The organism is Pseudomonas fluorescens, assembly GCF_001307155.1.
Classification (GTDB): Bacteria; Pseudomonadota; Gammaproteobacteria; order Pseudomonadales; family Pseudomonadaceae; genus Aquipseudomonas; species Aquipseudomonas helvetica.
Genome location: NZ_CP012830.1, coordinates 430,354 through 451,411, shown reverse-complemented (window position 1 = coordinate 451,411; position 21,058 = coordinate 430,354). Strand labels below are relative to the sequence as shown.

Here is a 21,058-nt window from a genome sequence, read left to right as displayed (position 1 = left end):
GTGACTGGTGGCTGATTCGGCGGCATTTGATTGACTTCAAACAGACGCTTGAAGGAGGGGAGACGCGTGCCGCGACAGTATGCCGTCGCGGCAGCGGGGTGCGGCGAGGGCCTTACTGAGCGTTGAACGCCTGACCGTTGATGCCAGTGCTGTCCGGCCCCATCAGGTACAGGTAAACCGGCATGATCTCTTCAGGCGTCGGGTTGTTGGCCGGGTTTTCGCCCGGGTACGCTTGAGCGCGCATGCTGGTGCGGGTTGCGCCTGGGTTGATGCTGTTTGAGCGAACCGGCGCGACGTTGTCGACTTCGTCGGCCAGGGTTTGCATCAGGCCTTCGGTGGCGAATTTCGACACGCCATAAGCGCCCCAGTACGCACGACCTTTGCGGCCGACGCTGCTGGAGGTGAAGATTACCGAGGCGTCCTGAGACAGCTTGAGCAGTGGCAGCAGGGTGCTGGTCAGCATGAACATGGCGTTGACGTTGACGTGCATCACGCGCATGAAGTTTTCGCCGGAGAGTTGCTCCAGTGGCGTGCGCGGGCCAATGATCGAGGCGTTGTGCAACAAGCCATCAAGGTGACCGAACTCGGTTTCGATCATGGCCGCCAGTTCGTCGTATTGATGCGGCAGGGCGGTTTCCAGGTTGAACGGAATCACTGCAGGCTGTGGATAACCGGCCGCTTCGATTTCGTCGTAAACCTGGGTCAGATTGGCCTCGGTCTTGCCCAGCAGCAGTACGGTCGCGCCGTGAGCGGCATAGGTTTTTGCCGCGGCAGCGCCGATGCCACGACCGGCGCCAGTGACCAGGATGACCCGATCTTTGAGCAGTTCAGGGCGGGCGGAATAATCAAACATAAAAAACCTCTACAAAGCAGAAAACAGACTGTGGCGAGGGGGCTTGCCCCCGCTGGGTTGCGAAGCGACCCCAAGCTCGGTTTGTCAGCTTCACCGAACTGGCTGATTTACGACTGCTTCGCAGCCGAACGGGGGCAAGCCCCCTCGCCACAAATGCCTCCGGCAGCCAGTTAGATCAGCAGCTACACAGTGCGCTATCGAGCACCTTGCGCAACTCCGAAGGGTGGTCCACCACCACATCCGCGCCCCAGTTTCGTGGATTGTCATCAGGGTGAATGTAGCCAAAGGTCACCGCAGCGGTCCGGGTGCCGGCATCGCGGCCCGACTCGATATCGCGCAGGTCATCACCCACGAACAGCACGCTGGCCGGGTCCAGGTCGAGCATTTTGCAGGCGAGTATCAACGGCTCCGGGTGCGGCTTGCTGTTGGTCACGTGGTCTGGGCAAATGAGCAACGCCGAGCGTTCGGCCAGTCCCAGTTGTTGCATGATCAGCTCAGCGAAGCGCAGCGGTTTGTTAGTCACCACGCCCCAGATCAGATTGGATTTCTCGATGTCGGCCAACAGTTCAGCCATGCCATCGAAGAGTTTGCTGTGAACCGCGCAACCCTTGAGATAACGCTCCAGAAACTCCAGTCGCAATGCCTCGAAACCCGGTGATTCCGGGTCCATCGAGAAGGTTACCGCCACCATGGCTTTGGCCCCGCCAGAGATCTCGTCGCGGATGTGTTTGTCCGGGATCGGTGCCAACCCGCGGTCTGCCAGCATGCTTTGGCAGATGGCAATGAAGTCCGGCGCGGTGTCGAGCAGGGTGCCGTCCATGTCAAAAAGAACTGCTCTGATTGCCATCGGCTTACTCCTCGCGCAGCGTCTGGATCATATAGTTGACGTCAACGTCGGCGGCCAGCTTGTAGTGCTTGGTCAGCGGGTTGTACGTCAGGCCAATGATGTCCTTGACGCTCAGGCCGGCCTGGCGGCTCCAGGAACCGAGTTCGGAAGGACGGATGAATTTCTTGAAATCATGCGTGCCGCGCGGCAGCAGTTTCATGATGTATTCGGCGCCGACGATAGCGAACAGGTAAGCCTTCGGATTACGGTTGATGGTCGAGAAGAACACCTGGCCACCCGGTTTTACCATGCGGAAGCAGGCACGAATGACCGACGATGGATCGGGTACGTGCTCGAGCATTTCCAGGCAGGTGACGACATCGAATTGCTCGGGCATTTCTTCCGCCAGGGCTTCGGCGGTGATTTGCCGGTACTCGACGCTGACGCCGGATTCCAGTTGATGCAATTGCGCGACCGCCAACGGCGCTTCGCCCATGTCGATGCCCATCACGGTAGCGCCGCGTTGTGCCATGGATTCGCTGAGGATACCGCCGCCGCAACCGACGTCCAGGACCTTCTTGCCGGCCAGTTTAACGCGCTCGTCAATCCAGTTGACCCGCAGCGGGTTGATGTCGTGCAGCGGCTTGAACTCGCTTTCACGGTCCCACCAGCGATGGGCCAGGGCTTCGAATTTGGCGATTTCAGCGTGGTCGACGTTGCTCATGGGTAATCCTCTAAATCTAAAAAATTCTGCTGTCAGCCTTGAAGTTCGATTCAAGGGGTCGTTCTATTCGGCGTGTCCGCTGATGCGCAGGCCCCAGGCGGTGGCCGTGGCGCATAGCTGTTGTTCGTCGAGGCGTGTCAGGCGCCGGTCGTCGAGCAATTGCTTGCCGGCGACCCAAAGGTGTTTCACACAGTCCCGGCCGGTGGCGTAGATAAGCTGCGACACCGGCTCATAAACCGGTTGCTGGGCCAGGCCAGACAGGTCGAAGGCCACCATGTCCGCGGCCTTGCCAACTTCCAGCGAGCCCACTTCGGCTTCCAGCCCCAGCGCACGGGCCCCGTTGAGGGTCGCCATGCGCAAGGCGCGATGAGCGTCCAGGGCGGAGGCCGAGCCGGCAACGGCTTTGGCCAGCAGGGCGGCGGTGCGGGTTTCGCCCAGCAGGTCGAGGTCATTGTTGCTGGCCGCGCCATCGGTGCCGACCGCCACATTGACTCCAGCCTGCCACAAGCGCTCCACTGGGCAAAAGCCGCTGGCCAGTTTCAGGTTCGATTCCGGGCAATGAATCACACTGGTGTTACTTTCTACCAGTAACGCCAGGTCTTCTTCGCTGATTTGCGTCATGTGAACGGCCTGGAAGCGCGGTCCGAGCAAGCCCAGGCGACCGAGGCGGGCCAATGGCCGCTCGCCGCGCTGTTCGACCGATTGCTGGACTTCGAAGGCTGTTTCGTGGACGTGCATGTGAATCGCTGCGTCCAGCTCCTCGGCGATTACCCGGATTTTTTCGAGGTTTTCGTCACCGACGGTGTAGGGTGCATGAGGGCCGAAGGTGATTTTGATGCGCGGGTGATGCTTGAGATCGCCGAATAGCTCGACGCCCTGACGGATAGCCTCATCCGCATCGCAGGCGCCGGGAATCGGGAAATCGAGGATCGGGATGGCGATTTGTGCGCGAATACCGCTGTTGTGCACGCGTTCGCTGGCAACTTTCGGGAAAAAATACATGTCCGAGAAGCAGGTGATGCCGCCCTTGATCTGCTCGGCAATGGCCAGGTCGGTGCCGTCGCGGACGAAGGCCTCATCGACCCATTTGGTCTCGGCTGGCCAGATGTGCTGCTCAAGCCAGGTCATCAGCGGCAAATCATCGGCCAGGCCACGGAACAATGTCATCGCCGCATGTCCGTGGGCGTTGATCAGGCCCGGGCTGAGCAGCATGCCCGGCAGTTCACGGACCTCGCTGGCCTTGAGCTTCAAGGCTTCGCTGCGCGGGCCGATGAAGGCAATACGCCCGTCACGGATGCCCAGGCCGTGCTCCTTGAGGACTACGCCAGCAGGTTCGACAGGTACTAACCAGGTTGGCAGCAAGAGTAAGTCGAGCGCAGCGGCAGGATTCGGCATCGAGGGTTCGGTCCAGTGCTTTTATGTAGGATGGCGAAGTATACCCGAGCGTCTTCGCGGGGGGATCGCTATAATCGGCGGCTTTTGTTCATGAGTGCGGGGTGAGGGATGCGCGATCGACTGTTGGCTGCGGAGAAGGTGAAGGCCATCGATTGGCGGGACGGCGCCCTGTACCTGCTGGATCAGCGCATTCTGCCATTCGAGGAAACCTGGATTGCCTATACCAGCGCAGCGGGTGTGGCTGAGGCTATTCGCTCGATGGTGGTGCGTGGTGCTCCGGCAATCGGCATCAGCGCAGCCTACGGCGTGGTGCTGGCGGCGCGCGCGCGGTTTGCTGCGGGTGGTGACTGGCAGGTGGCGCTGGAAGAAGACTTTGCCCTGCTCGCGGATTCACGGCCGACCGCCGTCAACCTGTTCTGGGCGCTGGGTCGCATGCGCGAACGCCTGGAGCGGCTCAAGGATCACCCCAATCCATTGGAAGTGCTTGAGGCAGAGGCTTTGGCAATCCATGAAAGTGATCGCGAAGCCAACCTGACCATGGCGCAATTGGGTGTCGACCTGATCCGCAAGCATCAGGGCAATGCCCAGGCTGTCTTGACCCACTGTAATACGGGGGCGTTGGCGACTGGCGGTTTCGGTACTGCGCTCGGGGTGATTCGTGGCGCGTTCCTGGAGGGCATGATCGAGCGGGTTTATGCCGACGAAACCCGGCCTTGGCTGCAAGGCTCGCGCTTGACCGCCTGGGAACTGGCCAACGAAGGCATTCCGGTCACCCTGAACGCCGACTCGGCCGCTGCGCACATCATGAAAACCAAGGGCGTGACCTGGGTGATCGTCGGCGCTGACCGAATTACCGCCAACGGTGACGTGGCGAACAAGATCGGCACTTACCAGTTGGCGGTCAATGCCATGCACCACGGCGTGCGTTTCATGGTGGTGGCGCCGAGTTCGACCATCGACATGAACCTGGCCAGTGGCGACGACATCCCGATCGAAGAGCGTGATGGCAGCGAGTTGCTGGACATCGGTGGCAAGCGGGTGGGGGCTGATGTCGATGCATTCAATCCGGTGTTCGATGTCACGCCGGCTGATCTGATCGACGTCATCGTTACCGAAAAAGGCATCGTCGAGCGCCCGGATACCGCGAAGATGGCGCAACTGATGTGCCGCAAACGCTTGCACTGACGATCCGGGGCGCCTGAAATATTGCCATCGCCGGCAAGCCTTGCTCTGTAGGAGCAAGGCTTGCCGGCGATGAACGATGACTCGGTCTGCCGTTCCTGGCACCCATATTTTGCTTGTGAATCGAGGGTTGTCACGGCTCTAAGCCTCTCTCGTCGCCTTTACGCCTGTCACCGGTCAACTAACTATGCTCCATGCGCATCTGGGGGATAGGTGCGTGGCGGCTCTTGTGATAACATCCGGCGGTTTCCAAGGTAGTCCGATGTGGCTGCCTTTACTGCGCAGATCCATGGCATAACTCGTTGATTTGTCGTAAGTCGGTGCTGGCACTCAGCCTGCAGCGGCGAGCTTCGTTCGTCCCATATGGATGTGACGAAGTTTCACCAGAAAAAGGAATCAGGCTTCTCATGGGCGAACTGGCCAAAGAAATCCTCCCGGTCAATATCGAAGACGAGCTGAAACAGTCCTACCTCGACTACGCGATGAGCGTAATTGTCGGTCGGGCACTGCCTGATGCGCGCGATGGCTTGAAGCCCGTGCATCGGCGTGTGCTGTTCGCGATGAGCGAGCTGGGTAACGACTTCAACAAGCCGTACAAGAAATCTGCCCGTGTTGTCGGTGACGTGATCGGTAAGTATCACCCGCACGGTGATACCGCGGTGTACGACACCATCGTTCGTATGGCGCAGCCATTCTCGCTGCGTTACCTGCTGGTAGACGGTCAAGGCAACTTCGGTTCGGTCGACGGCGACAACGCCGCTGCGATGCGATACACCGAAGTGCGCATGACCAAGCTGGCGCACGAGCTGCTGGCTGACCTGCATAAAGAAACCGTGGACTGGGTGCCGAACTACGACGGCACCGAAATGATCCCGGCGGTCATGCCGACCCGCATTCCCAACCTGCTGGTCAACGGTTCCAGCGGTATCGCCGTGGGCATGGCGACCAACATTCCGCCGCACAACCTCGGTGAAGTCATCGACGGTTGCCTGGCACTCATCGACAACCCCGAGTTGACCATCGATGAGCTGATGCAATACATCCCAGGTCCGGACTTCCCGACCGCCGCGATCATCAATGGTCGCGCCGGTATCATCGAAGCCTACCGTACCGGTCGCGGGCGCATTTACATGCGTGCCCGTTCGATCATCGAAGACATCGACAAGGTTGGTGGTCGTCAGCAGATCGTCATCACCGAACTGCCTTACCAGTTGAACAAGGCACGTCTGATCGAGAAGATCGCCGAGCTGGTCAAAGAGAAGAAGCTGGAAGGCATCACCGAACTGCGCGACGAGTCCGATAAAGACGGTATGCGCGTGGTGATCGAGCTGCGTCGTGGCGAAGTGCCTGAGGTTATCCTCAACAACCTCTACGCCCAGACCCAGCTGCAAGCGGTGTTCGGTATCAACATCGTTGCGCTGATCGACGGCCGTCCGCGGATCCTGAACCTCAAGGACCTGCTGGAAGCCTTCGTCCGTCACCGTCGCGAAGTGGTGACCCGCCGTACCGTGTTCGAACTGCGTAAGGCCCGTGAGCGTGGTCACATCCTCGAAGGTCAGGCAGTTGCGCTGTCGAATATCGACCCGGTCATCGCCCTGATCAAGGCTTCGCCAACGCCGTCGGAAGCCAAGGAAGCGCTGATCAGCACGCCGTGGGAGTCCTCCGCGGTGGTTGCGATGGTTGAGCGTGCCGGTGCTGACTCTTGCCGTCCAGAGACCCTGGACCCGCAATACGGTCTGCGCGAAGGCAAGTACTTCCTGTCGCCGGAACAGGCGCAAGCCATTCTGGAACTGCGTCTGCACCGTCTGACCGGCCTGGAACACGAAAAACTGCTGGCCGAGTATCAAGAGATCCTCAACCAGATCGGCGAGCTGATCCGCATCCTCAACAGCGCCACGCGCCTGATGGAAGTGATCCGCGAAGAGCTGGAAGTGATTCGTGCCGAGTACGGCGATGTGCGTCGCACCGAAATTCTCGATGCGCGTCTGGACCTGACCCTGGGTGACATGATCCCGGAAGAAGAGCGCGTCGTGACCATTTCCCACGGTGGCTACGCCAAGACCCAGCCTTTGGCTGCGTACCAGGCCCAGCGTCGTGGCGGTAAAGGCAAATCGGCTACCGGCGTCAAGGATGAGGACTACATCGCTCACCTGCTGGTCGCCAACAGCCATACCACGCTGCTGCTGTTCTCCAGCAAGGGCAAGGTTTACTGGCTGAAAACCTACGAAATTCCTGAGGCGTCCCGCGCTGCCCGCGGTCGTCCGCTGGTCAACCTGCTGCCGCTGGACGACGGTGAATACATCACCACCATGCTGCCGGTCGAGGAATACACCGAAGGTCACTACATCTTCATGGCTACCGCCAACGGCACCGTGAAGAAGACCCCGCTGGAATCCTTCAGCCGTCAGCGCAGCGTTGGCTTGATCGCGCTGGAGCTGGACGAAGGCGACGTGTTGATCAGTGCTGCCATCACCGATGGCGAGCGTGAAGTCATGCTGTTCTCCGACGGCGGCAAGGTTACCCGCTTCAAAGAGTCCGACGTTCGCGCCATGGGCCGTACCGCTCGCGGTGTCCGCGGCATGCGTCTGCCGGAAGGCCAGAAGCTGATTTCCATGCTGATCCCGGAAGAAGGCAGCCAGATCCTCACCGCTTCGGCGCGTGGTTTCGGCAAGCGTACCGCCATCACCGAGTTCCCTGAGTACAAGCGTGGCGGTCAGGGCGTTATCGCCATGGTCAGTAACGAGCGTAACGGCCGTTTGGTCGGTGCAGTCCAGGTGCTCGACGGCGAGGAAATCATGCTGATTTCCGACCAGGGCACCCTGGTGCGTACTCGTGTTGACGAAGTATCCAGTCTGGGTCGTAACACCCAGGGCGTGACCCTGATCAAACTGGCCAGCGATGAAACACTGGTCGGTCTGGAGCGGGTTCAGGAGCCATCGGAAGTCGAAGGCGAAGAGCTGGAAGGCGAAGAGGGTGCCGGGCTCGAAGGTGTGGTGCTCGATGCCGGCACCGAGCCGGACGATACTGTCGAAAGCCAGCAGGCTGAAGCAACTGACGAAGAAGAGTCGCAAGACTAACCAAATCGTAGCAGGGCAGAGTGTTTGCTCTGTCCGCTACCGTGAATGCATAGCGAGAGTGGATGTGAGCAAACGAGCCTATAACTTCTGCGCAGGTCCTGCTGCGCTGCCTGAAGCTGTCCTGTTGCGTGCCCAGTCGGAATTGCTCGACTGGCATGGCAAGGGTCTCTCGGTCATGGAAATGAGCCATCGCAGCGATGAGTTCGTGTCCATTGCGACCAAGGCCGAGCAGGATCTGCGTGATCTGCTGAATATCCCCTCGAACTATAAAGTGCTGTTTCTGCAAGGCGGCGCCAGCCAGCAATTTGCTCAGATTCCTCTGAACCTGTTGCCGGAAAACGGCAAGGCCGACTATATCGACACCGGTATCTGGTCGCAGAAAGCCATTGAAGAAGCGCAGCGCTACGGCCACGTCAACGTCGCCGCGACCGCCAAGCCTTACGACTATTTCGCAATTCCCGGCCAGAACGAATGGAAGCTGTCGCAAGACGCGGCCTACGTGCACTACGCGCCGAACGAAACCATCGGTGGTCTGGAATTCCAGTGGATCCCGGAAACCGGTGATGTTCCGCTGGTTGCAGACATGTCTTCGGACATTCTCTCGCGCCCTGTGGATATCTCGCGTTTCGGCATAATCTACGCCGGTGCCCAGAAAAACATCGGCCCGAGCGGCATCGTCGTCAACATCGTGCGTGAAGACCTGCTGGGTCGTGCCCGTTCGTTCTGCCCGACCATGCTCGACTACAAGGTCGCGGCCGACAACGGCTCGATGTACAACACCCCGCCAACACTGGCCTGGTACTTGTCCGGTCTTGTGTTCGAATGGCTGAAAGAGCAGGGTGGTGTTGAGGCCATTGGCAAGCTCAATGAAGTCAAGCAGCGCACGCTGTACAACTTCATTGATGCCAGCGGCTTGTACAGCAACCCGATCAACAAGACTGACCGCTCGTGGATGAACGTGCCGTTCCGTCTGGCTGACGATCGCCTCGACAAGCCGTTCCTGGTCGGTGCTGAAGCACGCGGACTGCTGAACCTCAAGGGTCACCGTTCGGTAGGCGGCATGCGTGCCTCTATCTACAACGCCGTCGACATCAACGCAGTCAACGCGCTGGTGGCGTACATGGCAGAGTTCGAGAAGGAACACGGCTAATGTCTGAGCAAGAACTCAAGGCACTGCGCCTGCGCATTGATGCTCTGGACGAAAAAATCCTCGAGCTGATCAGTGAGCGTGCACGCTGCGCCCAGGAAGTCGCGCGAGTAAAGATGGCTACGCTGGCCGAAGGCGAAGTGCCGGTGTTCTATCGTCCTGAGCGTGAGGCTCAGGTGCTCAAGCGCGTAATGGAGCGCAATCAGGGGCCGCTGGGCAACGAAGAGATGGCGCGGTTGTTCCGTGAAATCATGTCCTCGTGCCTGGCGCTCGAACAGCCGCTGAAAGTGGCCTACCTCGGGCCTGAAGGAACCTTCACTCAAGCGGCGGCGATGAAGCACTTTGGTCATGCGGTGATCAGCAAGCCAATGGCGGCGATCGACGAAGTGTTCCGTGAAGTGGCTGCCGGTGCGGTGAACTTTGGCGTGGTGCCTGTGGAAAACTCCACGGAGGGTGCGGTCAACCACACTCTCGACAGCTTCCTCGAACACGACATGGTTATCTGTGGCGAAGTCGAGCTGCGCATTCACCACCACTTGCTGGTGGGTGAAAACACCAAGACCGACAGCATCAGCCGCATTTATTCCCATGCCCAGTCCCTGGCGCAGTGCCGCAAGTGGCTGGACGCTCATTACCCGAACGTCGAACGCGTGGCGGTATCGAGCAACGCCGAAGCGGCCAAGCGGGTCAAGGGTGAGTGGAACTCGGCGGCGATTGCCGGCGACATGGCGGCAGGCTTGTACGGTTTGACCCGTCTGGCCGAAAAAATCGAGGATCGCCCGGACAACTCCACGCGATTCCTGATGATCGGCAGCCAGGAAGTGCCACCGACCGGCGATGACAAAACGTCGATCATCGTCTCGATGAGCAACAAACCTGGCGCGCTTCACGAGTTGCTGGTGCCGTTCCATGACAATGGCATCGACCTGACGCGAATCGAAACCCGTCCATCGCGCAGCGGCAAGTGGACCTACGTGTTCTTCATCGATTTCGTCGGCCACCACCGCGACCCGCTGATAAAAGCGGTGCTGGAGAAAATCAGTCAGGAAGCGGTAGCACTTAAAGTGTTGGGTTCCTACCCGAAAGCAGTTCTCTAAAGGCGTTGATAATGAGTGGCGACTTCCTCGCTCTGGCACAGCCGGGCGTGCAACAACTTTCGCCTTACGTTCCGGGCAAACCCGTGGACGAACTGGCCCGCGAGCTGGACATCGATCCGGCAAAAATCGTCAAGCTGGCGAGCAACGAAAACCCGCTGGGTGCCAGTCCCAAGGCGCTGGCGGCGATTCGCGAAGAACTGGCTGAGCTGACTCGCTATCCAGACGGCAACGGGTTTGCGCTGAAAACCCTGCTGGCTGAGCAGTGCCGGGTCGAGCTCAATCAAGTGACGTTGGGCAACGGCTCCAACGACATTCTGGAGCTGGTCGCGCGTGCCTATCTGGCGCCAGGTCTGAATGCGGTCTTCAGTGAGCACGCGTTTGCCGTCTACCCGATCGTCACTCAGGCGGTGGGTGCCGAGGCGCGAGTGATTCCAGCCAAGGACTGGGGTCATGACCTGTCGGCGATGCTTGAAGCCATCGACAGCAACACTCGCGTGGTGTTCATCGCCAACCCGAACAACCCGACCGGAACCTGGTTCGACGCCGAGGCGCTGGACGAGTTTCTGCAGGACGTGCCTGAGCGCGTGCTGGTGGTGCTGGATGAGGCGTACATCGAATACGCCGAAGGCAGCGACCTGCCGGATGGTCTGGATTTCCTCGCGGCGTACCCGAACCTGCTGGTTTCCCGGACCTTCTCCAAGGCCTACGGTCTGGCTGCGCTGCGTGTGGGTTATGGCTTGTCGACCGCAGTGGTCGCCGATGTGTTGAATCGTGTGCGTCAGCCATTCAACGTCAACAGCCTGGCCCTGGCAGCAGCCTGCGCAGCGTTGCAGGACGATGAATACCTGGCTGAAAGCCGTCGTCTGAACGAGTCCGGCATGCAGCAGCTCGAAGCAGGTTTTCGTGAGTTGGGGCTGAGCTGGATTCCTTCCAAGGGCAACTTCATCTGTGTCGATCTGGGGCGCGTTGCGGCGCCGGTTTTCCAGGGTTTGCTGCATGAAGGTGTGATCGTGCGTCCGGTGGCCAATTACGGCATGCCGAACCACTTGCGCATCACCATCGGTCTGCCGGCTGAAAACAGTCGCTTCCTCGAGGCGCTGGCCAAGGTTCTGGCCCGTGGTTGATGTCATCGCCGTGCAACCTGCTGTGCCTATGATCGGTCGCCTGGTGGTGATCGGTCTCGGGCTGATCGGTGGTTCGTTCGCCAAGGGCCTGCGTGAAAGCGGGTTGTGCCGCGAAGTGGTGGGTGTTGACCTCGATCCGCAATCGCGAAAACTGGCGGTCGAGCTGGGCGTGGTGGACCGTTGTGAAGACGACCTCGCTACCGCGTGCTGCGGTGCCGATGTGATTCAGCTGGCGGTGCCGATCCTGGCGATGGAGAAACTGCTGGTGCTGTTGGCTGGCATGGACCTGGGGGCGGCGATTCTGACCGATGTCGGCAGTGCCAAAGGCAATGTGGTGCGCGCAGCGACCGAAGCCTTCGGTGGCATGCCGGCACGCTTCGTTCCAGGGCATCCGATCGCCGGTTCCGAGCAGAGCGGAGTCGAGGCTTCCAATGCTCAGCTGTTCCGTCGACACAAAGTGATTCTGACACCGCTTGAACAAACCGATCCGGCTGCACTGGCAGTTGTCGACCGGCTCTGGCGTGAATTGGGTGCCGATGTCGAGCACATGCAGGTTGAGCGTCACGACGAAGTGCTGGCGGCGACCAGTCATTTGCCGCACCTGTTGGCGTTCGGATTGGTCGATTCGTTGGCTAAACGCAGTGAAAATCTGGAAATCTTCCGTTACGCTGCCGGCGGTTTCCGCGATTTCACGAGAATCGCCGGCAGTGACCCGGTCATGTGGCACGACATCTTCCTCGCCAATCGCGAAGCTGTCCTGCGCACACTCGATACATTTCGCAGCGATCTCGACGCCTTGCGCGACGCGGTCGATGCAGGGGACGGGCACCAACTGTTGGGCGTCTTTACGCGCGCCCGGGTTGCCCGCGAGCATTTCAGTAAAATCCTGGCCCGCCGGGCCTATGTGGACGCTATGAACTCCAACGATCTGATTTTCCTGGCAAATCCTGGTGGCCGCCTGAGTGGGCGGATTCGTGTACCGGGCGACAAATCAATTTCCCACCGTTCGATCATGCTCGGCTCCCTCGCTGAAGGCGTTACCGAAGTCGAAGGTTTCCTCGAGGGTGAAGATGCCCTGGCGACCTTGCAGGCCTTCCGTGACATGGGTGTCGTGATCGAAGGTCCGCACCATGGTCGCGTGACCATCCACGGTGTCGGCCTGCATGGCTTGAAACCGGCTCCCGGCCCGATCTATCTGGGCAACTCGGGTACGTCGATGCGTCTGTTGTCCGGCTTGCTGGCTGCGCAGGACTTCGACAGCACCTTGACGGGCGATGCGTCGCTGTCCAAGCGTCCGATGAATCGTGTGGCCAACCCGCTGCGCGAAATGGGTGCGGTGATCGAGACGGCGGCAGAAGGTCGTCCGCCGATGACCATTCGTGGCGGCAACAAGCTCAAGGGCCTGACCTACACCATGCCGATGGCCAGCGCCCAGGTTAAATCCTGCCTGCTGTTGGCGGGTCTGTACGCCGAGGGCAAGACCACCGTCACCGAACCTGCTCCGACCCGTGACCATACCGAGCGTATGCTGCGTGGCTTCGGCTACCCGGTTACCGTCAACGGCGCCACCGCGTCGGTCGAATCCGGCCACAAGCTGAGCGCGACGCACATTGAAGTGCCGGGCGATATCTCCTCGTCGGCATTCTTCCTGGTCGCGGCGTCGATTGCCGAGGGTTCGGAGTTGGTGCTCGAGCACGTGGGGATCAACCCGACCCGTACCGGTGTGATCGACATCCTGCGTCTGATGGGCGCCGATATCACTTTGGAAAACCAGCGTGAAGTCGGTGGTGAGCCAGTGGCTGATTTACGCGTGCGGGCAGCTAAGCTTAAGGGTATCGAAATTCCTGAAGCGCTGGTTCCGCTGGCCATCGACGAGTTCCCGGTACTGTTCGTGGCGGCGGCCTGTGCCGAAGGTCGGACTATTTTGCGCGGCGCGGAAGAGTTGCGGGTCAAGGAATCGGATCGTATCCAGGTGATGGCGGATGGTTTGCTGGCGCTGGGCGTCAAGTGCGAGCCAACGCCGGACGGCATCATCATCGACGGCAGCCAGATTGGCGGCGGCGAAGTGCATGGTCACGGCGATCACCGGATTGCCATGGCGTTCAGCGTTGCATCGTTGCGTGCCAATGCACCGATCCGTATCCATGATTGCGCCAACGTTGCGACCTCCTTCCCGAACTTCCTCGCGTTGTGCGCGCAAGTCGGTATTCGTGTTGCTCAAGAGGCTCAGTCGTGACCAGCCACGCTCCGGTAATCACCATCGACGGACCGAGCGGCTCGGGCAAGGGCACCATTGCCGGGATTCTCGCCAAGCGCTTGGGTTGGTGCTTGCTGGATTCCGGTGCGTTGTACCGTTTGCTGGCATTCGCTGCGCGCAATCATGGTGTCGACCTGACCAACGAAGAGTCGCTGAAGCTGTTGGCCGCTCATCTCGATGTGCAGTTCATCGGGGCGACCGAAGGTCATCCGCAGCGCATCATCCTTGAAGGTGATGATGTCACTGACGATTTGCGCAACGAGCAGGTTGGAGCATGGGCCTCGCAAGTGGCGGCACTTCCTGCCGTGCGTGACGCCTTGCTGCAGCGCCAGCGGGCATTTCAGGAGGCGCCGGGGTTGGTGGCTGATGGCCGCGACATGGGCACCGTTGTATTTCCCGACGCGCCGCTGAAGATTTTTCTGACCGCCAGCGCCGAGGAACGGGCGCGCCGACGTTATTTGCAGTTGAAGGGCAAAGTCGAGGGTGTTAGTCTGTCGAGTCTGCTAGATGAGATCCGTGTGCGCGATGAGCGCGACACCCAGCGAGCGGTAGCCCCGCTCAAGCCGGCGGTCGACGCCATACAGCTGGATTCCACGGAGTTGTCCATCGAGCAGGTGCTGGAACGCATCATGAGCGAGATCGCCATTCGCGATATCGCCGGGTGACCAAGAAGCACCGCAGGGGACCAGTCATAGTCTTGCGGCGTTTCTTTTATATAAACGTAACCCACATTGTCTGGGATGTGGCAGATGGGCGTATTCTTCGCCCTTATCAACAGGAATTAAAATGAGCGAAAGCTTTGCGGAACTCTTTGAAGAAAGCCTAAAAACCCTGAACCTTCAGGCAGGCTCCATCATCACCGGTGTTATCGTTGATATCGATTACCAAGCTCGCTGGGTAACCGTTCACGCTGGCCTGAAGTCTGAAGCACTCATCCCGCTTGAGCAGTTCTACAACGACGCTGGCGAACTGAATATCAACGTCGGTGACGAAGTTCACGTTGCGCTGGATTCGGTTGAAGACGGCTTTGGTGAAACCAAGCTGTCCCGTGAAAAAGCCAAGCGCGCTGAATGCTGGATCGTTCTGGAAGCAGCCTTCGCAGCCGAAGAAGTGGTCAAGGGCGTTATCAACGGTAAGGTTAAAGGCGGCTTCACTGTCGACGTTAACGGCATCCGTGCGTTCCTGCCTGGTTCTCTGGTTGACGTCCGTCCAGTGCGCGACACCACGCACCTGGAAGGCAAAGAGCTGGAATTCAAGGTCATCAAACTCGACCAGAAACGCAACAACGTTGTCGTTTCCCGTCGTAGCGTCCTCGAAGCCGAGAACTCCGCTGAGCGTGAAGCTCTGCTGGAATCCCTGCAGGAAGGTCAACAAGTCAAAGGTATCGTCAAAAACCTCACCGATTACGGCGCATTCGTCGATCTGGGTGGCGTCGATGGCCTGCTGCACATTACCGACATGGCTTGGAAGCGTATCAAGCATCCTTCCGAAATCGTCAACGTTGGCGACGAGATCGATGTCAAGGTTCTGAAGTACGATCGCGAGCGCAATCGTGTTTCCTTGGGCCTGAAGCAGCTGGGCGAAGATCCATGGGTTGCTATCAAAGCCCGTTACCCAGAAAGCACTCGCGTTACCGCACGTGTAACCAACCTGACCGACTACGGCTGCTTCGCTGAGCTGGAAGAAGGTGTTGAAGGCCTGGTACACGTTTCCGAAATGGACTGGACCAACAAGAACATCCACCCTTCGAAAGTCGTACAAGTCGGCGACGAAGTGGAAGTTATGGTTCTGGACATCGACGAAGAGCGTCGTCGTATCTCCCTGGGCATCAAGCAGTGCAAATCTAACCCATGGGAAGATTTCTCTGGCCAGTTCAACAAGGGCGATAAAATCTCCGGCACCATCAAGTCGATCACCGATTTCGGTATCTTCATTGGTCTGGACGGCGGCATCGACGGCCTGGTTCACCTGTCCGACATTTCCTGGAACGAAGTGGGCGAAGAAGCCGTACGTCGCTTCAAGAAGGGCGATGAGCTGGACACCGTTATCCTGTCGGTTGACCCAGAGCGCGAGCGTATCTCCCTGGGTATCAAGCAACTGGAAAGCGATCCGTTCTCCGAGTACGTTCAAGAGAACGACAAAGGCGCAATCGTTAAAGGCATCGTGAAAGAAGTTGACGCTAAAGGCGCCATCATCACTTTGGCTACCGATATCGAAGCTACTCTGAAAGCCTCCGAAATCAGCCGTGACCGCATCGAAGATGCGCGCAACGTTCTGAAAGAAGGCGAAGAAGTTGAAGCCAAGATCATCAGCGTTGACCGCAAGAGCCGTGTAATCCAGCTCTCGATCAAGTCGAAAGACGTTGAAGACGAGAAGGAAGCAATCCAGAGCCTGCGCGACAAGCCAGCTGCTTCGGATGCTCCAGTTGACACCACTCTTGGTGCTCTGCTGCGTGCACAAATGGAAAAACAGAACTGAGTTCTGTCAGACCATAGAAAAAGGGCGACTTCGGTCGCCCTTTTTTGTGCCTGAAATTTGAGGTTGTCGGGGTGCTGGGGAAACAATGCGGGAATAAGGTGGTCTGTTGTTTGGGTGTATCAATTGCCTATCTGGAGCTAGGCTTTAGCTTGAACCGAGCATTCGTCGGGTGTGACTCCTGGCATTAAGGAAGGGAATGAACAAGCTCATTGTTGCATTGGCAGTCTTGGTCTTGGTGGGGTGTACGACAAGTGCCAAGACTCACGTGGTGCGTGGCGTGAGTGGTATCGAGATCGATTGTTCGGGGCTCGGATCAGGTTGGGATAAGTGTTACAAGCGCGCTGCAAGAGAATGTGGGGTGGAGGGGTACAAGGTCATTGGCAGGTCCAGTGATGCTAAAGAAGAGGAAGAGGATTATCTATTCGGGTGGAACCCGGCCGGATACCTCACTCGCGTCATGTTGGTGGTTTGCAGGTGACGGTTCGGTTTGCTTCTGTGGTGAGGAAGGGTGGGGTGTCGGTCTCCGGGAGGCGAACTTTGCGGTGTCTGTCAGGGAATACAGGTAAGTCAATATATAGGCTGTTCAAAACCCTTCGAGCATGCTAAAACCTTTGAAGCGCTGATCTAGCTGCTTGAAAAAGAAGGGAAAAATATGACGAAGTCGGAGTTGATCGAACGAATTGTCACCCATCAAGGGCTACTCTCATCCAAGGATGTGGAGCTGGCCATCAAGACCATGCTTGAGCAAATGTCCCAGTGCCTGGCTACCGGTGATCGAATCGAAATCCGTGGCTTTGGCAGCTTCTCTTTACACTATCGTGCACCGCGCGTCGGTCGTAATCCAAAGACCGGCCAATCCGTCAGCCTCGACGGTAAATTCGTTCCTCATTTCAAACCGGGCAAAGAGCTCCGGGATCGGGTGAATGAGGATGAGGAGGAGGGGCTTTGACAGTCGTCATTCAGAGAGCGATTCATGCGTAATCTCAAACGCGTACTCCTCGGAGTCTTTGTGTTGTTGCTGGTTTTGGCAGTTTTGGCATTCGTGCTGGAGAATCAGCAGTCAGTCTCATTGTTGTTCCTGGGGTGGGCAGGGCCACAGTTGCCGGTCTCGGTGGTCGCGGTCATTGCACTGCTGCTCGGAATGTTGCTTGGCCCTTGTCTTGGGTGGCTTGTCGGGCGCGTCGGCAAAGCGAGGCGTAAACATCTGGCTTGATGGATTCAGACGAAACCTACTCCGGCTGCAAATACCTGATTTTTCGTACGGGTTGGATCTGTGAGGCTCACGGTAATAATTTCGCCAAGACGATGCTGTGCTTGGGCAAAGATCAGGAAACTTTGAGTGTGATTGCTGATCAGATTGGTATGCGTAACTGGCGCTGCTCTCATGATTGATATCATAATGAGTGCGTTTTTGGGGCGTCGAACATCCGGTTTTTGGCAGTGGTTATCACCTGGTCGTGGATGGTGAAATCTTCTGGTGCGGCTATGTTTGCCATGTTATCGACTTTGCGCGTAGGTGCGGTGAGGCGTTGACCGTGGTTGCCGTGAATGCAATCGATAAGGATCCATACCGTTGAGCAGTTCTTGGGGCCGAAGTTCGCTTGGGTGGACGGGATTGCTTATAATTTGGTCGGATCACCACCGGTTGAGCTCGATGTTCAGACTGAGCGACTGAAAAGCGTCGTTTATGCTCAGTATTTGCCAAAGCTGCTGGATGCATGAGCTGATTGATCGAGGTTTTACGCCGGCTTCTCGGATTTGGCGTGTTCCGTTCCGCCAGCATTTTGAGGTCGATCTGATAGCTCCGTGGAGTGCAGGACGTGGCTTTGGTGAGTGCGATGTTCGAAGGTTATTCACTCGCTAAAAATCTGTGGTTTCGGGCCTTATCGTTAGGTTTGGGACGGGTTTGCCGACGCCTGGCCAGGTCTCCGATTGGCCCTGGATCGAGTTTCAGATTCGGGGTTGTGAGTTGTTCGTAAAAAATGGTGTTAGCTGTAGAATGGGCGGGTATGCATTTCTGGCCGAGCGGGCCTCTACAGCTCGGGTCAAATGTAATGGCCATTAACGGCTGAACGGCCGTAGCACAAGCGGACTGCTTGATGGTTTCGCAAGAATTCAACCCCTCGACTTTGCATCTGAAAGAGGTGCAAGGCGACCAGAATATAAACGAGCTCCGTTTTCTGTAGTTAACCTTTCAGAGAGTGAGGATTAAGGACGTTGAGTATGGAACTGATTCCCGTAATTTTGTCTGGTGGTGTGGGTAGCCGGTTGTGGCCTGTTTCTCGAGAGGCCCACCCCAAGCCGTTCATGGATTTGCCAGGTGGCCAGAATCTAATCCAGAAAACCTTCCTGCGAGCTTCGCAACTGGAGGGTGTTGTAGAAGTGCTTACGGTGACTAATCGTGAGCTTTTGTTCAAGACTGAAGACGAATACGGCGCTGTCAATACTGCCAAGCACTCTCAAGGCTTTATTCTTGAGCCTTTCGGGCGTAATACGGCTGCGGCTGTTGCGGCGGCTGCGCTGCAGTTGGAGGCCACCCATGGCTCCAACGTCCATATGCTGGTGCTGGCTGCCGACCATCTGATCAAGGATGAAAAGGCCTTTGCCGCCGCAGTAGCAAATGCCGTTACGTTAGCCGCCGAAGGCTGGCTGGTCACTTTTGGCATCCAGCCGACCTACCCCGAAACCGGATTTGGCTACATCGAGGCGCAAAAGAATGCTCCGCTGAACGGCGGCTTGAAAGTTGCTCGTTTCGTCGAGAAGCCTGACCTTGAAACCGCTCAAGGTTACGTAGGTGCCGGCAACTACTACTGGAACTCCGGAATGTTCTGCTTCCGGGTCGGCACCGTTCTCGAAGAACTGCGTGAGCATGCTCCAGACGTAGTCGAAGCGGTTGCCAGGACCATTGAGCAGTCTCGCGTTACTTCGTCTGACAAGTACCGTTGCCTCGCCCTCGATGCCGAGGCGTTTGCAGAGGTCCCGGATATCTCCATCGATTATGCGTTGATGGAGCGTTCTGCCAAGGTTGCGACCATTCCCTGTGATATCGGCTGGAGTGATATCGGCTCGTGGAATGCTGTTGCTGAGCTGACAGCCCCCGATGCTGACGGCAACCGTTTCGAAGGTGAAGTGTTATCTCATGGTTCCCGCAACAACTATGTAAACAGTGAAGGTCGACTCACTGCGCTGGTTGGCGTCGAGGATCTGCTGGTAATCGACACGCCAGATGCCGTGATGATCGCGCATAAAGACCATGCGCAAGATGTGAAACACATTGTTGGCCAGCTCAAGGCCAATAGCCATACGGTACACTTGCTTCATCGGACGGTGCATCGCCCGTGGGGTACTTACACGACGCTGGAGAACGGCGAGCGCTTCAAGATCAAGCGTATCGTCGTGAAGCCAAAGGCATCGTTGTCGCTGCAAATGCATCATCACCGTAGTGAACATTGGATTGTTGTAAGTGGCATGGCTGTTGTTATCAACGACCAACAGGAGTTGATGCTTAACACCAATGAGTCAACGTTTATTCGTGCGGGTCATAAGCATCGCCTACAGAATCCGGGCGTAATCGACCTTGTAATGATCGAGGTGCAGAGCGGGGATTATCTTGGTGAAGATGATATTGTTCGTTTTGAGGATAACTATGGGCGAGTAGATGGCGTAGCCACTACTAAGTTTTGAGCTCGTGGTTGAATTCAATAGCGTTAGTTGCGAGTTGGGTAAGGGTATTAGCTGGCTCAACTATGTGGTTTTAATTGAGTTTTTCGGTTGTCTATCCAATGCCTGATTTCTTATCTATTGCTGATAGTGGTGACGATAACCAGGTTGTTGGACGTGTCGCTATTTTGTTGTCAACTTACAATGGTGAAAAATACCTGGCGGCTCAGCTGGAGTCGCTGATCTCTCAGGAGTATCAAAACTGGGAGATTCATGCTTCGGACGACGGATCCAGCGATGGCACTTTGGAGATTCTCGAGCGTTATCGTGAATCTCTGGGCGCTTCTCGCTTGAGCATTTATCGTGGCCCAGGTCGAGGTTTTGCGGCGAATTTCATGTCCTTAGTTCGGCGTGAAGGGATACAGGCAAGCTATTTTGCGTTTTGTGATCAGGACGATATCTGGGCTAAGGAGAAGATTTCCAGTGCGGTGCGCTGTTTGGAAGAAGGGGGGCTCGTGCCGGCGCTCTACTGCTCGCGCACTCGCCTTGTTGATGAGAGTGGTGTTGAGATGGGGTATTCAGCGCTTTTTTCCGGTCAACCTTGCTTTGAGAACGCTCTGGTTCAAAGCATTGCAGGAGGTAACACCATGGTGCTTAACGCCTCGGCCAGAAAATTGCTTAGTCGGACGCCCGTAGCTTTATCGATTGTTTCGCATGATTGGTGGGCTTATTTGCTGGTGAGCGGTAGTGGCGGAAAAGTTTACTATGATCCGACTCCGCAAGTTGATTACAGGCAGCATGATAATAATTTAATGGGTTCTAACCGACGTTTGAGTGAGCGCTTACTGCGGCTTAAAAAAATGTTTGATGGAACCTTTCGCGCTTGGAGTACGGCTAATTTGGCTGCTCTGGAGCACTTTCGGCAGGAGCTGACAGGCAAACACCTGGAGCGCGTTGATATGTTTCATATGGCTCGAAGCTCTGCTCTGCCAATGAGGCTGGTTTGCTTTAAGCGTGCAGGCATCTATCGGCAATCTGCTGCCGAGAACGTGGTTTTGATTGCGGCAGCTCTAATAAATCGGTTGTAAGGCCAATGCCGCTTGTGGAGGGAATCCAATACCGCTTGTACTGATATTGGATTACACTGCGTGCCCATTTCAGGCGGGCAGCTAGCATTTCAGGCTTCTTGCTTCGTAGGTTCTGATGGAAGAGGCTGAATACACAAAGCGTTTACGGGC

Annotated in this window: 18 protein-coding genes; 14 read left to right on the top strand and 4 right to left on the bottom strand. The window is 57.5% G+C overall.

What is annotated here, in order from left to right:
* Nucleotides 1–112: 112 nt before the first annotated feature.
* From AO353_RS02105 to AO353_RS02090, 4 genes are all read right to left on the bottom strand, one after another.
* On the bottom strand, nucleotides 113–853 hold the full coding sequence (locus AO353_RS02105) for a YciK family oxidoreductase (protein ID WP_054593469.1): 741 nt from the start codon (nucleotides 851–853) through the stop codon (nucleotides 113–115).
* Between the two features lie 175 nt (nucleotides 854–1,028).
* Nucleotides 1,029–1,700: an N-acetylmuramic acid 6-phosphate phosphatase MupP gene (gene mupP, locus AO353_RS02100; RefSeq protein WP_054593468.1), complete on the bottom strand. Its 672-nt coding sequence runs from the start codon at nucleotides 1,698–1,700 to the stop codon at nucleotides 1,029–1,031.
* A 4-nt stretch (nucleotides 1,701–1,704) separates the two neighbouring features.
* Nucleotides 1,705–2,403, bottom strand: a complete 699-nt coding sequence (ubiG, locus tag AO353_RS02095) for a bifunctional 2-polyprenyl-6-hydroxyphenol methylase/3-demethylubiquinol 3-O-methyltransferase UbiG (protein ID WP_054593467.1) — start codon at nucleotides 2,401–2,403, stop codon at nucleotides 1,705–1,707.
* 63 nt (nucleotides 2,404–2,466) lie between these two features.
* Nucleotides 2,467–3,798 (bottom strand): TRZ/ATZ family hydrolase, encoded by a 1,332-nt coding sequence (locus AO353_RS02090; protein WP_054593466.1) that lies wholly within the window; start codon nucleotides 3,796–3,798, stop codon nucleotides 2,467–2,469.
* 108 nt (nucleotides 3,799–3,906) lie between these two features.
* Between AO353_RS02090 and mtnA the strand changes: the two genes are divergently transcribed.
* The 14 genes from mtnA to AO353_RS02020 all read left to right on the top strand — a co-directional run bounded on the left by mtnA (nucleotide 3,907) and on the right by AO353_RS02020 (nucleotide 20,908).
* Entirely contained in the window at nucleotides 3,907–4,983 is a 1,077-nt protein-coding gene (mtnA, locus tag AO353_RS02085) for an S-methyl-5-thioribose-1-phosphate isomerase (protein WP_054593465.1), read from the top strand.
* A gap of 404 nt (nucleotides 4,984–5,387) precedes the next feature.
* Complete coding sequence (gene gyrA, locus AO353_RS02080) at nucleotides 5,388–8,057, top strand: DNA gyrase subunit A (RefSeq protein ID WP_054593464.1); 2,670 nt, start codon at nucleotides 5,388–5,390, stop codon at nucleotides 8,055–8,057.
* Between the two features lie 64 nt (nucleotides 8,058–8,121).
* Entirely contained in the window at nucleotides 8,122–9,207 is a 1,086-nt protein-coding gene (gene serC, locus AO353_RS02075; RefSeq protein WP_054598156.1) for a 3-phosphoserine/phosphohydroxythreonine transaminase, read from the top strand.
* On the top strand, nucleotides 9,207–10,301 hold the full coding sequence (pheA, locus tag AO353_RS02070) for a prephenate dehydratase (protein ID WP_019692985.1): 1,095 nt from the start codon (nucleotides 9,207–9,209) through the stop codon (nucleotides 10,299–10,301). The genes serC and pheA overlap by 1 nt, the downstream gene beginning before the upstream one ends.
* Nucleotides 10,302–10,312: 11 nt before the next feature.
* On the top strand, nucleotides 10,313–11,425 hold the full coding sequence (gene hisC, locus AO353_RS02065) for a histidinol-phosphate transaminase (protein ID WP_054593463.1): 1,113 nt from the start codon (nucleotides 10,313–10,315) through the stop codon (nucleotides 11,423–11,425).
* Nucleotides 11,426–11,453: 28 nt separating this feature from the next.
* Nucleotides 11,454–13,661, top strand: coding sequence for a bifunctional prephenate dehydrogenase/3-phosphoshikimate 1-carboxyvinyltransferase (locus AO353_RS02060; RefSeq protein WP_054598155.1), 2,208 nt, complete (start codon nucleotides 11,454–11,456; stop codon nucleotides 13,659–13,661).
* Entirely contained in the window at nucleotides 13,658–14,347 is a 690-nt protein-coding gene (gene cmk / locus AO353_RS02055; RefSeq protein WP_054593462.1) for a (d)CMP kinase, read from the top strand. Before AO353_RS02060 ends, cmk begins: the two co-directional genes overlap by 4 nt.
* Before the next feature lie 121 nt (nucleotides 14,348–14,468).
* Complete coding sequence (gene rpsA / locus AO353_RS02050; RefSeq protein ID WP_019692981.1) at nucleotides 14,469–16,160, top strand: 30S ribosomal protein S1; 1,692 nt, start codon at nucleotides 14,469–14,471, stop codon at nucleotides 16,158–16,160.
* A 196-nt stretch (nucleotides 16,161–16,356) separates the two neighbouring features.
* Nucleotides 16,357–16,638: a hypothetical protein gene (locus tag AO353_RS02045; RefSeq protein WP_054593461.1), complete on the top strand. Its 282-nt coding sequence runs from the start codon at nucleotides 16,357–16,359 to the stop codon at nucleotides 16,636–16,638.
* Between the two features lie 174 nt (nucleotides 16,639–16,812).
* Nucleotides 16,813–17,109: an integration host factor subunit beta gene (gene ihfB / locus AO353_RS02040; RefSeq protein WP_003369729.1), complete on the top strand. Its 297-nt coding sequence runs from the start codon at nucleotides 16,813–16,815 to the stop codon at nucleotides 17,107–17,109.
* Between the two features lie 24 nt (nucleotides 17,110–17,133).
* A complete protein-coding gene (locus AO353_RS02035; protein WP_054593460.1) occupies nucleotides 17,134–17,373 on the top strand; it encodes a LapA family protein in 240 nt (79 codons plus the stop codon).
* On the top strand, nucleotides 17,373–17,552 hold the full coding sequence (locus tag AO353_RS32010; RefSeq protein ID WP_054593459.1) for a sugar nucleotide-binding protein: 180 nt from the start codon (nucleotides 17,373–17,375) through the stop codon (nucleotides 17,550–17,552). The genes AO353_RS02035 and AO353_RS32010 overlap by 1 nt, the downstream gene beginning before the upstream one ends.
* An 831-nt stretch (nucleotides 17,553–18,383) precedes the next feature.
* Nucleotides 18,384–19,844 (top strand): mannose-1-phosphate guanylyltransferase/mannose-6-phosphate isomerase, encoded by a 1,461-nt coding sequence (locus AO353_RS02025; RefSeq protein ID WP_054593458.1) that lies wholly within the window; start codon nucleotides 18,384–18,386, stop codon nucleotides 19,842–19,844.
* Between the two features lie 98 nt (nucleotides 19,845–19,942).
* A complete protein-coding gene (locus tag AO353_RS02020) occupies nucleotides 19,943–20,908 on the top strand; it encodes a glycosyltransferase family 2 protein (protein WP_054593457.1) in 966 nt (321 codons plus the stop codon).
* Nucleotides 20,909–21,058: the final 150 nt, after the last annotated feature.